Here is a 15,200-nt window from a genome sequence, read left to right as displayed (position 1 = left end):
ACTGTTCGGCGCAAAGCCCACGAACTCGGGATAGACATTAGGCGGAGCGCGATCAGGAAGCGTTCGCCGGATGTTCCGACACACGCTGAGCGTACAGCTATCATGGCCGTTCATCGAAGACGTCCCCTCCCGTTCGGTGTGGGGCAAGCGACGCTTGAGGACTTACTGCGAAAGCGCTGGATCGAGCTGAACCGCGGCGCGTGGCAAGCCACGCAGGCGGGGCTTGATGCTATTCTGCGCAAAATTCCGTTGCAGGACTGATCTTGGAACTCGCTATCGTCCACTCAAGATCATCTCAGCCGTCGGTTGGGGTATCGGAGAATTCGGAAGGCGAGAGGTTGCAACTCGCTCGATATGGATAGATTTCGGAACGCCGAGGTCCCATACTGTCAGCATGAAGCGGCAATTTCCTGAATTCAAGCCAGAGCTGACGAGGGGTGGGCGCTGGTTCGTAGCCATTGTGACGGGTTACGGGCCGGACTCTCATATTGGAGATTTCGAGACTGAGGCTGAGGCCAAGGAATGGATACTGACGAAGTCGAAGTACTGGCCGGACGGTCCGCTAGGACGGGATGGTAATCGTATCGACCCTCCGGCAGGGTAAGCATCTGAAGACGTATATGGCAGGCAGGTTTGCGATGTGGGGCAGCATTGCAAGAAAATCGATGGGCCGCCTGCATTCCCGGCAAATGAGGATCGGTGGATTGCCCCGCGTCATGTCGGCAAAATAGTTTTCGAGAATGTCGGGTGCACCTCCGGTCGAATACTGACGATTATCGAAAATCGGCAGCCTCGGCGAAGTCGTTTTATTGAACACTCTTTCGGCGCAGGTATCCCTTGCGGATGCAACTGGGTCGTTCAGGGCCTCACCGAGGGAATTGAAGGCGAACCTCGAAGGAAACGCAATTAGGTAGTGCATCGAGACATTACGGTTCTGGCAGGCGCCCGGCCGCTGTAGGACTTCTGAGGTGTGGGGGCGGCCGGGTGTGCGCAGTGGCTTGGGCCGCGCATACTGCAACTGGTGAATGTCGCAGCAGTTCCTAGGGTCACGCATTTTGCTTGGAACATGAGCTGCGCTATCTGGGACGGCGGCGGCACTCGTCCTGTTGGATGGCCGGTGCGCATGTGTATTCGAGTTGGCGTGCTCGCGGCCCTGGCGACCGTTTCTCTCCTCCCGCGCGGCGCTTGGGCCGTCGGGCTGTTACTTGTGGACGATGTAGATGGTCTCCCCCTGCGCATTCAGCACGCAGGCGCGTGCCGCCTTCTTGCGCACGGCAAGCAGGGTGTCCGCTGTTTTGCGCGCTGCAAGTTGGTCAATTCCCAAAATGGTCGTTCGGTGAATAAGCCAGTCCGAACCGTCTAAGGCAGTCCCGTAGATTTCGACCGTGAACATCACCGCGTATTTCCATTCCATGACGTGACCAAGGCTATGCCGAACAAGATTGTCTGCGCCAAAGAGCGGGAACGACGAACTGCCTTAGAGGGCACTGCTCTTCGTACGAACAAGTCAAAGCTCAAGAATCCGCCAGCATGATGCGGAGGGCCTTTTCACCGTGACTAAAAGCGCCGCCCGCTTAAATCAGCGTGGGCGGCAGCTTTCCAGTCCCGAGGGGGGATGCAAAACTCCGGTATCGATTAGTAGGCACAAGTTGTGCCAAGGTTTTGTGTCGCGCGTTGGAACGACCAACTGATTGGCGCCGACTACCGACTTGGGATGCCTACGCAGCTTGTCGTACCGTCCGTTTCGTGAGCCACCGCGCGGCATGGCTTTGCGGGCACGATCTTCGTTCAGTACCGTCAGCGGTCGGCTTTGCCTGACCTATATTACAAGGCGGAGGGCTGTTCTGCTGCGCCCATGGCACCCGCAGGCGCGACTGGCGGCTGCGCCTGTCTCGTAGGGGCGGTTCTAAAACAGGCTCGGCTGTGCGCGCCCGGATAGCGAAAGCTCAGCGCCGGGACAAGCAGACTGGCCGTGGATTATGAGCGCAGCAAATTGGTGTCGGCCCGATTTTGGGGGGCTGGGCTAGAAAAACCGGTACAGCGCGCCAGTCTAAAGTAGTGTTATTGCCATGTGTCCACGAATAGGAATATTGCCTGGCCGACTATTATCCTTTGATCGCTCGCGCGATTTCCGCATTTGACCTCGGGGCCCCCGGAGAAAGCCGGCGTGCCCTGAATGAACGGGCACGCACAGCTCGCCCAACTCCGTAGCGTAGAACCGCAGCTATCCGAGTCTGAGATCACGCGCGAACGCCTGATGCTCGAAGAGGCCGTCCGTAGGGTAGAAGCAGAAGCGGCTCAGCGCGCCCACGACCTCGCTCACAAGGTGTCAGGCGGTATCTTGTCGACCGACGTGAGGCGCTTGATAGACCATAATGCGCTGAATTTTATGTGGGAAGATTACCTGCGAGGTGAAGATGATCTTCCGCAGAAAGACTGTGCTTTTTATGTTCAGGCGGTGAGCCAGGATGGTTCGTTTGTCGCTGGCTGCGACATCGTAGCGTGTTCGCGGTTGGTTCGACTCGGAAAAGTCTTTCCAGAATTGGGCAAGAACTTTCCGAGTCAAGAGACGAACCGAGACGCTCAGCGTTGGTGACCGAGTCTAATTCCGAGCTTGATTGCCTTCTGGCGAAGCGAACCTTCAGTTCTCTTCATCGTTTTTGCGATCTTCGCTACCGGCGTGCGTGCTTTCGAGTGCGCAAGCAGTTGCTTCACATCATCCGCAGTATAGGTGCGGCGTGTTCTGTTCTTGGCTTTTTTTGCCATTTGAATTCCCGAGTCGTTGTTGACCGGGGCCTTCTAAGTAACATTCTCAAGAATAACAACATCGCACTAGTTGCGTACAGGATCAAGATTTTGAAATTCATTTTTTAATGGCCGAAGGCGATATCGTTCGCAGAGTAACAATCACTGCGAACGACGAAGGTATCGACAGCACGACAAGTTCTGTCGAGTCCCTTTGGGATGCAATTTCAAAGGTCGGGCCTAATTCCGACCTATCACTGTCAGCGCTGGCCAGCTTTGGCGTCAGAGCCATCGCGACAATCAGTGGCTTTGTCGACTATGACCTGCCACTGAGTTCTCATCCAGTGGCGGTTAGAGTCTCGGGGTTTTGTACGCCAAGCGGCGCGGGTGGAGCAACGGACGATCGGCGGAGCTGGTCGGGGTTGCGCAGCCGGTGGTCCGTTGCGGTGAGGTGGGCGGCATAGGCCGCGGGGGTCAGGTATCTCAGCGACGAGTGAGGCCGCTGGAGATTGTAGTCGATAACCCAGTTGGCGATCTTGGCACGAGCATCGAGTTCGAAGAACAGGGTCTCGTTGAGCAGTTCGTCGCGCATCCGGCCGTTGAAGCTCTCGACAAAGTCGTTCTGCATCGGCTTTCCTGGTGCGTTGAAGTGCCAGTAGATGGCTGCGTCCTTGCACCAGGCGAGCACAGCGTTGCAGGTGAACTCGGTGCTATGGTCGGACACGATCATTCCTGGCTTGCCGCGCCGCTCGGCGATCGCCGTCAGTTCGCGGGCCACGCGCCGCCCCGACATCGATGTGTCCGGAATGGTGCCCAGACATTCCTTGGCGATGTCGTCGACGATGTTGAGAATGCGGAAGCGCCGACCGTTGGCGAACCGGTGGTGGACAAAATCCAGCGACCAGCGCGCATTGGGCCTCGCCTTAACCAGGATCGGGGCACGGGTCCCCTCGGCCTTGCGGCGAGCCCGCCGCTTGGGGACGGTGAGCGCTTCTTCCCGATAAAGCCGGTAGATCCGGCCCGAGGGCTCTCCCTCCCGGCGCAGCAGGACGAGCAGCCGGCGGTAGCCAAAACGTCGCCGCTCGTAGGCGAGCTCACGCAGCCGGCCGCGTAGAGCAACGTCCGGCGGACTGCTGGAGTGGTAACGGACCATCTTCCGATCCGCGCCCACGATCGAGCAGGCCCGCCGTTCCGACAGGCTCATGAAGGCCTGCAGATGCTCGACAGCAGCGCGCTTGGCGGCGGGCCCTAACATTTTTTTAAAAGGCGCTCGCGAAGGGCGGCCGCATCGAGCATCTGCTCGGCAAGAAGCGTCTTCAGCTTCGTGTTCTCCTCCTCCAATGCCCTCAGCCGCTTGGCCTCGGAGACATCCATGCCGCCGAATTTGGCCTTCCAGTCGTAGATCGTCGCTTCGGAGATCCCGTGCTTGCGAGCCAAATCGGCCGTCTTCGCCTCGGCCTCATGCTCCCTCAACACCGCGATAATCTGCTCTTCCGTAAACCTTGCTCGCTTCATCTGTCCGTCCTTCTTCAGGCCGGATTCAAACTTCTTCTGGAGGAAATACTCAGTGGCCGGTCAGGATGATATGGCTATGATCATAAGTGATAGCCGTTGCTTTTGGGGTTTTTCTCTCGAGTTAATAGAGCTTCCGGATTCACTGTATCAGTTCGCGAAGCAAGAATCAGGCGCGCGGCTTATTTGTTGTCGTGCCATCGAAGGTGTGGGCACGGGTCTGGCGAGGTGAGCTCCAATTGAAGTGGCCAACCATAGCCGTGATCGAGCCGGACAAGTTGACGCGGTTGGGTTTACTTTGATGGTGTTGGTCCAAGACCAATGGTCATCCCGGCACGCCATCCAAATTTATGACGAACAATTCAGGTGGCGATCCGGTTCGATGAGCAGGTATGGTTCGATTGATCTGGAGCGATGCCCGGTGGCAATGACTCGTGTCGAGCTGTTTCGCCTCGTTGTTGACGTTTGCGGTCTGATTGCACTCTGCGTCGGCATGCGGACGATCCGTCGCCTACGGCCCGTCTCAAATCAATCGGGGCGTGGCGGGTTGATTGTTTCCCGTAGCGAGAGTCCAACGTCCCTGTCCAAGTGATTTCGAGCCTCGCCGAGCGGCTCTAGCTAGAGCGTTCCGCGACCGCCGCGTCTCCGCGCCCGGGGCACGGCGTATGCCTGTTGTCGTGCATAGCAACGATGGCTCCGCCGCTAAATTGCCACCACTCATCGGCACTTTCCGGTGGTCAGGAACCCCGGTGAGGATGTCCGTGGCTCAGATCATTTCGGCTTTCTTGATTGCGGCAAGTGTCGCCTTTACTGGCTATTTCGCAGCCGCTGCGTGGAACTCCGCGACCGACTTTTCGTCCCGCCAAACGACGCTACCCCTGCACTGACGCGTCACAGCAACACCCGTATAATTTCGGGTCGCGCGCACTCTTTGGGGCCGACGGCCGAGCTACCGTCGATTAAGGTCTGGCGATGGCTCAGCCGGACGAAAATCTATCGTTCATTCCCGCTGAAATCCTGCTCATTGTCTCAATCAATGTAGTGGCGGGAGTGCTGTGCTGCTGGCTCATACAATTGTGGGACGGTTTAGCCGCCCAGGTGCCACGTTAGCCAAGTAACAGCGAGAGAGCCTGTACAATATCGTCTACGTTCGTCGCCGCCTCTGAAAGGATTTCCGATGTTTCCTTCTGGGCGATCGCTCTGTAGCTCTGTTGCAAATTTGCCGGAGTGGAATTGAAAGCGGCTTCCTCTTCGTCCGCCAACCCGCGCAACTCGTTTGAAGCGGCGCTCAATCGGTCGAGTGCAACTTTTAGTTCATAGCGGCGCTGAGCGTCCATGAGACATCCGCTGTATTAAGAGCGAACTTGCTGTTCCAAAGAAAGGTTGAGACTGAGATTTTGGTCGCCACCATCAGAACTTGGGGCGGCCACGGCGGGGGGCAGAGGTTTCCGAATGCGAGATCGATAATAGTCGAGAACAAAGAGGCGAATGGCACACGACAGGTTTGCATGTTCGCGCTGACGGTCGATTTCGGCTACTAGTTCTTGCGTGCTGACACCGAGCGTCTTCGCGATCTCGCGAAGGCTTGACCAAAATTCGATCTCAAGGCTCACGCTCGATCTATGATTTCTTACAACAATGGATCGCTTGGCAACCTGCGACATTAAAATCACCTTCTTAAATCCTGCTAATCGTCGGGCAACGTCCGACCTGCCGCTGCGTCACGCACGCGCTTCATCACTTGCGAACAATAATCTTCGCGCTCCCGCCGAAACCGTTCTTGGTGCGCTTTGAACTTCTCGATGCGCTTGCTGATTTGCTCGCGCTCGGGCGGACCGTAATTATAGGGTCGAGGAGCCTGACGGCTAGGCTCGTTCGGGATCGATACAACAAGATCGATAGGAGCTTGGAGACCGAGAACGACAGGTGATCTCTGCGGGACAGTGGGTGGTGTGCGAGATGTCAACGCGACAGTCTCGATCATGAGCGCTTCAAGCTCTTTGCGGTAGTCCATATTACCAGCCCTCCGCTCCGGGTATTGTGGACGGGGGCATCCGGGTAGTCAAATGGGCTAGAGCCTAAAGTTTGGGCTCACTCGATTGTGCGCTCGCAGAGGAGAGAATATGGCCTTGACCCGATGGTCGCTGCGGGGGACTGGCTCGATGCTCACCGCGCGCTCGATATCGAAGCATTCTTGGGCTGTACGCCGACGACGCCGTCATCAACTGCGGTTGTAGGGGGACGCAAACCATCACGGGCAAGGGACGCTCTGCGGGCTTATTGGGAGGATCGCTTTCGCCGATATCCCGCATTGTCGCAAGCATCTGCGCTCGGTCTGCTTCAGCCGAATGTCGTTTCACCCAATATCCTGTTTCAGGACCGCTTCGTCGCATCGGACAGGAAAAAACAGCCTCGTACCTGAGAAGGTTCTGCCCAGATTGCGGATTCATGACGACGGCTATGAAATCATATCTTGGCCCTGGCCTCGTAGCGACCTGCAACGCACTTGTAGCGTTCAACGCGCCAATCCTCGGACCGGTAGATAGAGTGGTACGCCTTCCATTGCTCCAGGCTTACTTGGCCACCCATCATGCACCCCTGGAGCGCAACGCCCGACTCCAAGGACGAATTTGTAACGATCACCTCAGTGCAGTCCTGGGCGGTAAGGTGACAAAGCTAGGCAACCACAGTCACGAACATGATTTCAGATCCAAAAATAAGTAATCGCCGGAAGATGAAGTCAATTTGCGCGAAGTCACAGCGGCAGTAATGCAGCGACTGATCCGAAGGCTTCGGTGCCGGTTGCCGGTTGATGGGGTCAGACCAAAATGAAACGAGATGTGACGGGTAAATTCGCCTGGCGTCGACCATCCTGCCCGATCAGGATCGGCGCCGCCGTTTGCTACATTCAGAATAATCGGCTCGCCGCTCCATCTCATGATCGGGTCCATTCCGGTAATGAGAAATTCGCCAATAGGTTGGTCGAAATATTGGAGGCGCAATTGCGGGCCGACTTCGGCCGCAGCGAGTTCAAGGCCGAGCCAAGGAGCGCTTGCGTGAACGCTAGCCAATGTGACGGTATCAGAGGTGAGCCCAAGTCGTGCAGGCGTTAAATCGACAAGCTCTACGTCTGTCTTCCGTGAGCTAACGGTGAACGTTGGCCCAGCAAGGATTTCAGCGGCCTGACCACCAGCATTGCAGCCTTGACATCGAGCTCGTTGCGGAACTCAAGAGAGTCGGCGAAGGTACCTATTGCAATCTTCTTCCATGTCGCAACGTCGCGAGCGGACTCAATAGGCTGTTTGGACGCCGGGCCCCGGGTGCGTCTTGAGCTTCAGCTGGTTCTGCAAAACGTCGCGGGCTGCGCATTGAGCCGACGCGGACCCAGGCGGCCCACATTATCGAAGCCCAAACAGCGTCGCCGCAAACGTGTCTTGCACTTAAGTGGTCATCGCCTGCCGCGCACCGGGGCCGGCTTCCGCACGCAACTGCGTATATTAAGAAGCTCGAAGCGTGCTACCGCTGGGCATGTGGCGTTGGATGCTTCTATTATCCAACCGATTGACGCGATTGGGGAGCAATGTTGCGTGCAAGGTCGGATTCCGATCTTAGCATGTCGTGCATGCGCCGAAGTTCTCGAACAGCGTGCGAATTGTCGAAAAATGCTTCTTGGATCCGGCGGACGAAGGTAATCATCATTAATTCGTTGAGCTTAACGCGTCTTTGACCGTCGCGGCTGATTTTCCTATCTAGTTGTTCTATTACAACGCGGCTCCGCGCTTCTTCGATCGAGCAATCCAAAAGTTCAGAAATCTCGCTGTAGGTCATCCAGATTTGCGGCACGTCGATCCCCGTGGGTTTAGCCCACATTGCTCGCCTCGTGGGGCTTAGTATGCCTTAGCATAGTCGACATTAAATCGTCGTTAGCGGGGGACAATCTAGATCGGAGATTTCGAAACTCGAGTCGATCGAAGGAGAACAATCGAGAGGACTTTGCAGGTAGGTTCGATCTCTTGAGCCACACAATGATCGTCAATGGGGCATGGCGGCTTGGCCCGCCGGAAGCAGTGCCCGCTTTGGATAAGATTTCTTGGCTGCCTGCGGCTCTTGGTTCCTATTCAGCTCTTCGCTCGGTCGGCTGGAGTGCCCGCGCCATGCCCGCTACCACCACCAGCATAGTTGCCAGATCAGCCAGCAAAGAAAAAAAATCCAGCTTGTCATAGTGATCAAGATACAGGCAATTATTGCAGCCGTTAGAAACGGCTTCATCGCCTTGCGGACTCGAGCGCCAATTGGGGTAAGCTGCTTGGCGAAAGCGTGCTTGGCGGACGGCACGTCCTGAGTTCGTCTCGAAGTGTCTGTCTCGGAGGAATGCACGATTTTTGATGTTCTGCCGAAAGTGAATTTGATCGGCAGATTAGTATTGCTTTAAGCATTCGCAACGGAACCCGTTCCTTAACCTAACTGCTCAAGGTTACCGCGCGGGAGTTTTGTTGACAGGGCCATAGGCCGGAGTATTTGCGTAAGGCTCAATCTCACAAGATTTATGCATAAGCTTATGTCGCAAGTGTGTGGGGACGACTATAGATTGCGCTGTCGGTCTTTTCGGCCCAAGAAACCCCGAGTAGCTGTTGTCAAATTGCTTACGTTGCTAACGAACGACACAATTGCGGCCGTTGAAGATTTGTGGCGCTCGAGAAAAATTTGGCCATATTAGGCTGGAGCTGCTCCAGCGCGGTCGCTTGACAACGCGACGGCAATTATGGTGCTCGCTCGGTGAGCACAACTAAGTATTGTGGCCGCGTCGAAGCCGAGCGGCTCGTCTTGATCGAGGAAAAGCGTTCATCGATGAGCGCCGGACGCACACCGAAGCCTAATGCGATCGCTCCGTAGAGCCATTTGCATTATCGCGCCGGCTGCTTTCTCGAGACGTTTCAGCGCTAGACCGAGGCAGGTAGTCTCGGCAGACCACCCGGCTGAACCGACTTGACTCCTAGGAATGGACCTTTAGCTCTTCAGGTCGCTAAGCTTTGCGCGTGCGCAACTGCCACCAGTCTTCGATTAGAATTTCTCGGCTCGTGACCTGAAGGATTAAATCTGGCCTGTGCATCTTTGGGATCGCTGCCTCGATCTTACTAATTGAGCGGGAAGCTTCCAAGGCATCGTCGTTGCCTGAGAACCGAGGAGCATCAATCAGGCGCATGTTAGGCATCATGTATTGGAATCCCAAATTCGCCAGACTACCTATTTGCAGCAACTCTGCTGCCGATAAATCTATGCGAAGTTTCCCGGCCTCAGGTGCTTTTCTACGAACACCCGCACCGTGGCCCTTTAGCCAACTCTCCTCCGCCAATGCGGCTCCCACTGCCCATAGATCAGGGTGGATTCGATCAGTTCCTTTGGAAATGCGTGAATTGCGGTGACGTAATCGTTTGTGCAGATCTGTTAGGGCTTTTTTAACGTCGGGGGTCGGCGCCGCTTCCAAGTGCAGAGCCATCCCAACCTGCAACTCGCGGACGGCTTCCTCAATGCCTTTGATCTTACCTTTTTGATAGTAAGATCGAATCGCCGACCAAATCGAATAGGCAAGCATTACAATTAAGCCGCCAACAACAATCAATATAGCGTTCACATTCTAGCCCCACCGGTAAACTTAAGCGCGCCCAAAGTACCAAAATCGCGTTAACGCTAACTTTAAGAAAAGGGCGAGCTCCGAACGTCGAGCGGTCGCGCCCTTTACCCAAGCTTCACCACGGATTGATGGGAGCTTCTCGTATTAATATTTTGAAAATGGAGTGAGCGTGATGCTGTCGGCTGGGGGACGAAAAGTCATGGATACGACCTGGCTCGATAGTAAGCATTACAGATCCATTTGTGATGAAATTGGCGAACGGCTGAGGCAGCAGATCGATCGAACCACTACGTCTATGCCTCAAAAGATCCTTGATCTGTTGCAGCAATTAGAACAGCAGGAATTCGAGGCGCCTTCGCTTGTGCCGTCTCTAGCGGAGATGGAGCCTTTGAAAATCGGCGACCCGATTGCATAATTGCGGCGCTGGTTCCGCGCGACTTAGCATATATCTTAGAAGAGCGCTGCGGCAGCGCTGTCAATGCGGCTTGCTAAAGATACAGCAGAGGATCGCGTTCGCTCCTTCGTCCAGCGATCCATTCGCATCCGAGATGTGCGCGGTCCGGTTGTACCTCCAGCAGAGCATTCGAAAGTTGCTTCGGAGCGCCGATGCCGCGGGTCGGGTCGCGATCCTGGGCCTGAAGAGGTACAGGAGAAGATTGGCGAAAATCTCTGTTCTGAACACCGCTGTCACCCTGTAGAAGCTGCATATCCATGCGCTCGATGCTAGATTCGTCGCAGCAAAATTAAGTATCTTTTCAGCCGCGTTCGTCGTCCGCGACCATTTGTGTAATAGGCTGTGAATCCGCTCTAGACCTTTGTCCTGTAGACACGATCATCTAGCTGCGCAAACGCTTCGCGTCAGACGTAAATCCATGACGCAAACTTGATCGTGGCTCAGGTATCTACCCAACAACCATCCAAGCATTGCGATGTAGCGCGTATCAGCTGTTTGATTTGCGAGCTGAGGTCGAAGGAGAGGCGTGTATCCGTGGGGGCAGACGCGCGCTGATAAATCCGCGTCTTTGGGTTGAATGAACGGTGTGCGAGCTTGGCGAGAGTTTGTGGGCACTGCAACTCTTGAGCATGAGCTAATGTTGTGGACAACCGGTTTGCAAAGGCTGGAGAGTGAGAGCACCCCGTAAAATCCCCGATTGCATCCCACAACTGCTAGCGCGAACTTAAGCGGTGTTAGAGTTCCGTAAATCAGTAAGGTTCAAGGTCGAAGTTGGCGTTGCGATAAAATACAACTAAGAGATGCTCTTTAGGCTAGGACCAATGGCTGCGGCTTTACAAATCAACATTGCGCTGTGGGGAATGATGATTTGTGCGGCGATCAAGTGGAGCGAGTGGTGGGCGGCGGCTGGCTTTTAGACTGTCAATTCAGCATCGAAATACCGCCGCGAACGATGGCATAGGCCATCCAAGCATGGCGACGGTTATAGCTAGCAATCTACCCGTCGCGACAACGCGATGGTCGGTGGTGGCCCTTGCCTTGCCGCTTAGAGGGGCTGAGGGAGAGCGCCGCCGGGGCTGGCTAATTGGCGGGCTCTCTACCCCAAGCACAAGGCCGCGTATGTCCCCCGACGGCCCCGTCCCAATATTAACTCTGACAGATTCTCCCTAACGAGCTCCAAAGATTCCGCCAGGATGATAGAGGTGGCGCTTTCGGCCTAATCGGTTCTCAGCCTAGGATCGGGTTGTCAGCAACTTGGCCGCCACGCCGATCGTGCGGAACGTCGCTGCGCCGGCCGCAGGATCGGCTTCAAGCTTCAAGCGCACCGGTGGCCGATTCACTGTCGTCGTAATTGTCGGTAGCCCCTCGGGATTGTAGTCAATATCTTTGATTGTGGAGTAGCTTTATGTCTTTTGCTATTGAGTTGGTTGTCGAGAGTTTGACGCGAGGACCGTCAGACCGTCATTCGCTTGAAGACCATAGAATGCACCGCCGGCGTTTGGAGGTTGATCTGAAAGCCAGGACCTGCTTCAACTACCGGTTGCCGATCTCTCAAGTCGAGCAGGGACATCGCCGCGATCAAAGCTGGCCTAGAGACGCTTTCTGAGCCGGTGAGCGGTTCACTAGGCAGGCTGGGTAGGAGAAAGACCGAGGGCCGCTGTGTTCATGCCCGCCACGTAAAATGCATGCGTGAATTATCCCGTTGGTCCAGCGACCTTGCGAGATCGCCTCAGCGAATACCTAGTCGGTAAGCGTCGCTCTGCGCCCCTTTTGAATGGCGCTTGACGCCTATTTTGTTCGCGTGGCGCGTCGCCGCGGTATCCATGTGTCGGACAACGCGTTGACGGCGGCTTCGAGCGCCTTCCGGTTGACGACGTTGGGATCGAACCGCTCCGGGCCCCAGAGGCGCATGTGTTCGTGCTCTGGATGGGTGGGGTCGCTGATGGCGGCGAGGTATTCGGCATAGCCTGGCGCACCGCCGACGTCTTCCGGAGGACAACGACCGGCGGCCTCGAGCAGAAAGGGAAGCCCTTCGGTCGTGGTGTTTTCGAACCATTTTTCGAGCTTGATCACATGGTCCCAGCTGTCGCCGAAGTCATAGAGATAGTGGATCGTCTTGGCGCCGGTCTCTCGAACGACATCGCAAAGCCGCGCTTTGCGGGCGTCCATGGGCTGGTGGCCGTAATCGTTGTGGGGATCAGGAATCCTCCAACGGACCTCACCAGCGAAGAACTCGAAGAGGTGGCTGTTCGTCCAGCCAAATGCCTCCTGAAGCGCCAGATGCAGCCGATCAAGGCGCAGAGTGACGGGTACGACAAGGCGACGCATCACCTCCGGTTGAACGTCCTTGAGGGTCACTTTGATCCGGACCGCGGTGGTGTTCAGGTTCATGCTGCCAGCCTCGGATCGTGATCATGTATCGCGTACGTCGACGTCCAGGGAAGCAGTTCGTCCAGTCGCGCCGCAGGCCAACCATTGACGGGCTTTGCGAGAACGTCAGCGAGCCGGCGCTCGGCATTGACGCCATTGAGCTTACAGGTCTCGATTAACGAAGCCAGGACTGCCCAATTCTCGGCGCCGTTGTCGCAACCGGCAAAAAGGGAGTTTTTGGCGTTGAGCTTGATCGGCCGCATCGCACGCTCGACAACATTCGTGTCCATCTCGATGCGCCCGTCATCATTCGCCCCCGGTCGAGGCTTTCCGCGGCAATCTGTGCCTTCAAATCATCGGGCCACCGCTTGCGACCCGCACCAGTGAACACTTCGATATGCGGTGACAGCGGTCGTCTTATGTCGTCAGAATGAGCGTCCATTGTGAGCACCCTTCCAGAAGATGACTCTTCTAACCGTGCTCCCAAGACTCCGCACAAACAATCCGAAGGGCCTCGGCGCTACGCTTGCCGTAGTCGTGCACTGCCGCGTGGATCATATGACAGCGCTTGTTGATCAGACTATCAAGCAAGAATGTCAAGTTGCGAGCGGAGCGCCATCGCTTAGAAGCTGCAAGTGATCATACATCAACAGGACTCAACGTGGATTATGCTGTTGATCGCCGAAGCTAATGATTCAGAACTCTACTCGTTCTTGATCCACTTGTTTGCTAAAACTCCTCTCTTTAGCACCGTTCAATCTCAATTCTCACGAATGGCAACCTCAGAAATCAAACCGCAGGCGCGCCGTTCGATAACTTCATCTAATTCGAAGAGCCCTTTCAGATTGGCACGACGTTCAGATGAGAGGTGAGGAGAACTCATCACTTTCGCTGATTTTGAATCCGTGACATGCCGCCTGCGCTCGGCACGATATTCTGACTGGCAGGTGGGGTGTTCCGTATCCCTTGCTCATTGTTCGTCGTCGGTTGAACCGCAAAAGCGGCCGCCGTGCCACGATTTGTCAAATTGCCGGCCTTGTCGCGATTGTTCGAGATGGTTTGAGCGGACAATGTTGTTTCAAGCAGGATCAATTGCCCAATTGCAATACAAGCGATAGCTGTTCGTTTCATTCGTATATCCATCCATGAGAATAGAAACATCGCTGGCGACGAATCAGACACGAACGCAAAATGGAAAATTGGAGCATGCAGTAGCACCCTAAGAAACCATTTTCCTTCGCGTCGCAAGCCTAAGGGTATGCTTCCTACTTTTGATTTGCCGCGTCAAGCAACACCGGTAAAATATGGCCGATGAGTCGTTTTGACCACTGAGGACTCCTTGGTCGACTTTAAGTTGCGTCAGAGGAATCGTTAATAATTCCGAGCAAAGATTGCTTTGGTGGATGAAACTTTTCCGAGCGAACACTGGGAATCGTGTACGGTGCATTAGGCCATTCGTTTTGAAGCTGGAATGAAGGAACCCTAGTGCAAGGATGAGGCCTTGATAACAACGATCTCCCAAAAAGAAGGTATCTCGCGAGAAGCCTTGGAATCTGAAATAACCTCCGCTGTTCAAGGCTCGTCGCCCGAGTGTCGGCAATTTGTGGGTGTTATCGTGGAAAGAGAGGCGCCGACGGCACAATTATCGTCTAATTGGGATGTAAGAGGTATTCGCTTTGGGAAGTCAGATAGAAGTGCCGTTATGAGCATTCTGACAGAGGTACTTGAACGCCTTCGGCGCAAATATAACCTTGAATAGAATAGCTGGTCAGTTTCGCGAAAATTGCGCTATTCCGTCGTTTCATGATTTTTCGCGCCTAGCTTTGCGCCGTCACGAGCAGCGTCGGCGGGCGCGGGTTTTGGAAAGAGCTTCTTCGCATAGCTGATTTCTGTTGACCCGCCTTGGCCTGTGTTTGGGGAAATGAGACGCACGGTAGCAGCGCAGCGAAACGGTAAGTAGGCAATCTCCGCCCTCAGCTGGATCAGATTACGGATATGGGCGATCCAGAGGTGGCGTTGGGGGGGACCGAGCGGTTCGCTAAGGTTTATGCCAGTGATTTTGGACGGCCAATGCGGGCAGCGTATCTGGCAATTGTCCGGATCAGAGCGCAAGCTTTACGCACTGGCGCATCTGAACGGAATGGGCTTGTGCCCAAGCATATCCAACCTCCGATCGCCGCGCCCAAGAGCTGCCGATGCATCGCGATACAACTGGAACGGGGCTCATAGCGGTATAAATTCACAAACACCGACAAGCTGCCTTGGTCTGACTGAGGACAACCTCTTGAGGCTCCACAGCTAGCTAGGTCACCCAAGGGCGTAGCCTGCTGATAAAGGTCAAAGCCGAATAGTTGTTTCAGGTGATTGCCTACAATACGTTTCGACCCTAACGCTTTTCCGTTTCCGACCTGCTGCATCCCGCGCCCGCAGTCAGCGCGCAATTCATCAACTTCCGCGCCCAACCCAAAGACAATCGACATGCACTCG

Annotated in this window: 12 protein-coding genes and 3 pseudogenes; 3 read left to right on the top strand and 12 right to left on the bottom strand. The window is 55.4% G+C overall.

Features of this window, described 5'->3' with window-relative positions:
* Positions 1 to 1,201: 1,201 nt before the first annotated feature.
* The gene (locus M2427_RS36070; RefSeq protein WP_280711563.1) at positions 1,202 to 1,414 is read right to left on the bottom strand and encodes a hypothetical protein; all 213 of its coding nucleotides are present in this window, start codon (positions 1,412 to 1,414) and stop codon (positions 1,202 to 1,204) included.
* 680 nt (positions 1,415 to 2,094) lie between these two features.
* Between M2427_RS36070 and M2427_RS36065 the strand changes: the two are divergent.
* Positions 2,095 to 2,308: pseudogene (locus M2427_RS36065) on the top strand (hypothetical protein); the annotation flags it as partial.
* Positions 2,309 to 2,583: 275 nt separating this feature from the next.
* Here the strand turns inward: M2427_RS36065 and M2427_RS36060 are convergent.
* The 8 genes from M2427_RS36060 to M2427_RS36025 form a co-directional block, all read right to left on the bottom strand.
* Positions 2,584 to 2,766: a hypothetical protein gene (locus M2427_RS36060; protein ID WP_280711562.1), complete on the bottom strand. Its 183-nt coding sequence runs from the start codon at positions 2,764 to 2,766 to the stop codon at positions 2,584 to 2,586.
* 316 nt (positions 2,767 to 3,082) lie between these two features.
* A protein-coding gene (locus tag M2427_RS36055; protein WP_280711561.1) for an IS3 family transposase occupies positions 3,083 to 4,260 on the bottom strand; the annotation gives its coding sequence in 2 pieces (ribosomal slippage) (positions 3,083 to 4,008 and positions 4,008 to 4,260; 1,179 coding nt in all).
* Between the two features lie 1,103 nt (positions 4,261 to 5,363).
* Positions 5,364 to 5,594 (bottom strand): hypothetical protein, encoded by a 231-nt coding sequence (locus M2427_RS36050; protein ID WP_280711560.1) that lies wholly within the window; start codon positions 5,592 to 5,594, stop codon positions 5,364 to 5,366.
* Between the two features lie 15 nt (positions 5,595 to 5,609).
* Entirely contained in the window at positions 5,610 to 5,921 is a 312-nt protein-coding gene (locus M2427_RS36045; RefSeq protein ID WP_280711559.1) for a ribbon-helix-helix domain-containing protein, read from the bottom strand.
* 23 nt (positions 5,922 to 5,944) lie between these two features.
* A complete protein-coding gene (locus tag M2427_RS36040) occupies positions 5,945 to 6,271 on the bottom strand; it encodes a hypothetical protein (RefSeq protein ID WP_280711558.1) in 327 nt (108 codons plus the stop codon).
* 676 nt (positions 6,272 to 6,947) lie between these two features.
* Positions 6,948 to 7,328 (bottom strand): hypothetical protein, encoded by a 381-nt coding sequence (locus tag M2427_RS36035; RefSeq protein ID WP_280711557.1) that lies wholly within the window; start codon positions 7,326 to 7,328, stop codon positions 6,948 to 6,950.
* A gap of 478 nt (positions 7,329 to 7,806) precedes the next feature.
* Positions 7,807 to 8,127, bottom strand: coding sequence for a hypothetical protein (locus M2427_RS36030; RefSeq protein ID WP_280711556.1), 321 nt, complete (start codon positions 8,125 to 8,127; stop codon positions 7,807 to 7,809).
* 1,153 nt (positions 8,128 to 9,280) lie between these two features.
* Complete coding sequence (locus M2427_RS36025) at positions 9,281 to 9,889, bottom strand: hypothetical protein (protein ID WP_280711555.1); 609 nt, start codon at positions 9,887 to 9,889, stop codon at positions 9,281 to 9,283.
* 163 nt (positions 9,890 to 10,052) lie between these two features.
* On the opposite strand from M2427_RS36025, the gene M2427_RS36020 reads away from it, so the two are divergent.
* Complete coding sequence (locus M2427_RS36020; RefSeq protein WP_280711554.1) at positions 10,053 to 10,304, top strand: hypothetical protein; 252 nt, start codon at positions 10,053 to 10,055, stop codon at positions 10,302 to 10,304.
* A gap of 1,827 nt (positions 10,305 to 12,131) precedes the next feature.
* Here M2427_RS36020 and M2427_RS36015 read toward each other — a convergent pair.
* The 3 genes and pseudogenes from M2427_RS36015 to M2427_RS36005 all read right to left on the bottom strand — a co-directional run bounded on the left by M2427_RS36015 (position 12,132) and on the right by M2427_RS36005 (position 13,844).
* Entirely contained in the window at positions 12,132 to 12,734 is a 603-nt protein-coding gene (locus tag M2427_RS36015) for a plasmid pRiA4b ORF-3 family protein (RefSeq protein ID WP_280711553.1), read from the bottom strand.
* A pseudogene (locus M2427_RS36010) lies at positions 12,731 to 13,021 on the bottom strand (transposase domain-containing protein); the annotation flags it as partial. The pseudogene M2427_RS36010 and the gene M2427_RS36015, both read right to left, overlap by 4 nt.
* A 574-nt stretch (positions 13,022 to 13,595) precedes the next feature.
* On the bottom strand, positions 13,596 to 13,844 hold the full coding sequence (locus tag M2427_RS36005) for a hypothetical protein (RefSeq protein WP_280711552.1): 249 nt from the start codon (positions 13,842 to 13,844) through the stop codon (positions 13,596 to 13,598).
* 1,007 nt (positions 13,845 to 14,851) lie between these two features.
* On the opposite strand from M2427_RS36005, the pseudogene M2427_RS36000 reads away from it, so the two are divergent.
* Positions 14,852 to 15,015 (top strand): annotated as a pseudogene (locus tag M2427_RS36000) (IS481 family transposase); the annotation flags it as partial.
* Between the last annotated feature and the right edge of the window lie 185 nt (positions 15,016 to 15,200).

Origin of the sequence: Bradyrhizobium sp. BR13661 (assembly GCF_029892425.1) — a bacterium.
Lineage (GTDB): Bacteria > Pseudomonadota > Alphaproteobacteria > Rhizobiales > Xanthobacteraceae > Bradyrhizobium.
This window is presented reverse-complemented; position numbering and strand designations above follow the sequence as displayed.

Bases quoted from the DNA above. Each gene is read 5' to 3' on its own strand.
- M2427_RS36070 (WP_280711563.1), bottom strand. From the start codon at position 1,414: ATGGAATGGAAATACGCGGTGATGTTCACGGTCGAAATCTACGGGACT.
- M2427_RS36060 (WP_280711562.1), bottom strand. From the start codon at position 2,766: ATGGCAAAAAAAGCCAAGAACAGAACACGCCGCACCTATACTGCGGAT.
- M2427_RS36050 (WP_280711560.1), bottom strand. From the start codon at position 5,594: ATGGACGCTCAGCGCCGCTATGAACTAAAAGTTGCACTCGACCGATTG.
- M2427_RS36045 (WP_280711559.1), bottom strand. From the start codon at position 5,921: ATGTCGCAGGTTGCCAAGCGATCCATTGTTGTAAGAAATCATAGATCG.
- M2427_RS36040 (WP_280711558.1), bottom strand. From the start codon at position 6,271: ATGGACTACCGCAAAGAGCTTGAAGCGCTCATGATCGAGACTGTCGCG.
- M2427_RS36030 (WP_280711556.1), bottom strand. From the start codon at position 8,127: ATGTGGGCTAAACCCACGGGGATCGACGTGCCGCAAATCTGGATGACC.
- M2427_RS36015 (WP_280711553.1), bottom strand. From the start codon at position 12,734: ATGAACCTGAACACCACCGCGGTCCGGATCAAAGTGACCCTCAAGGAC.
- M2427_RS36005 (WP_280711552.1), bottom strand. From the start codon at position 13,844: ATGAAACGAACAGCTATCGCTTGTATTGCAATTGGGCAATTGATCCTG.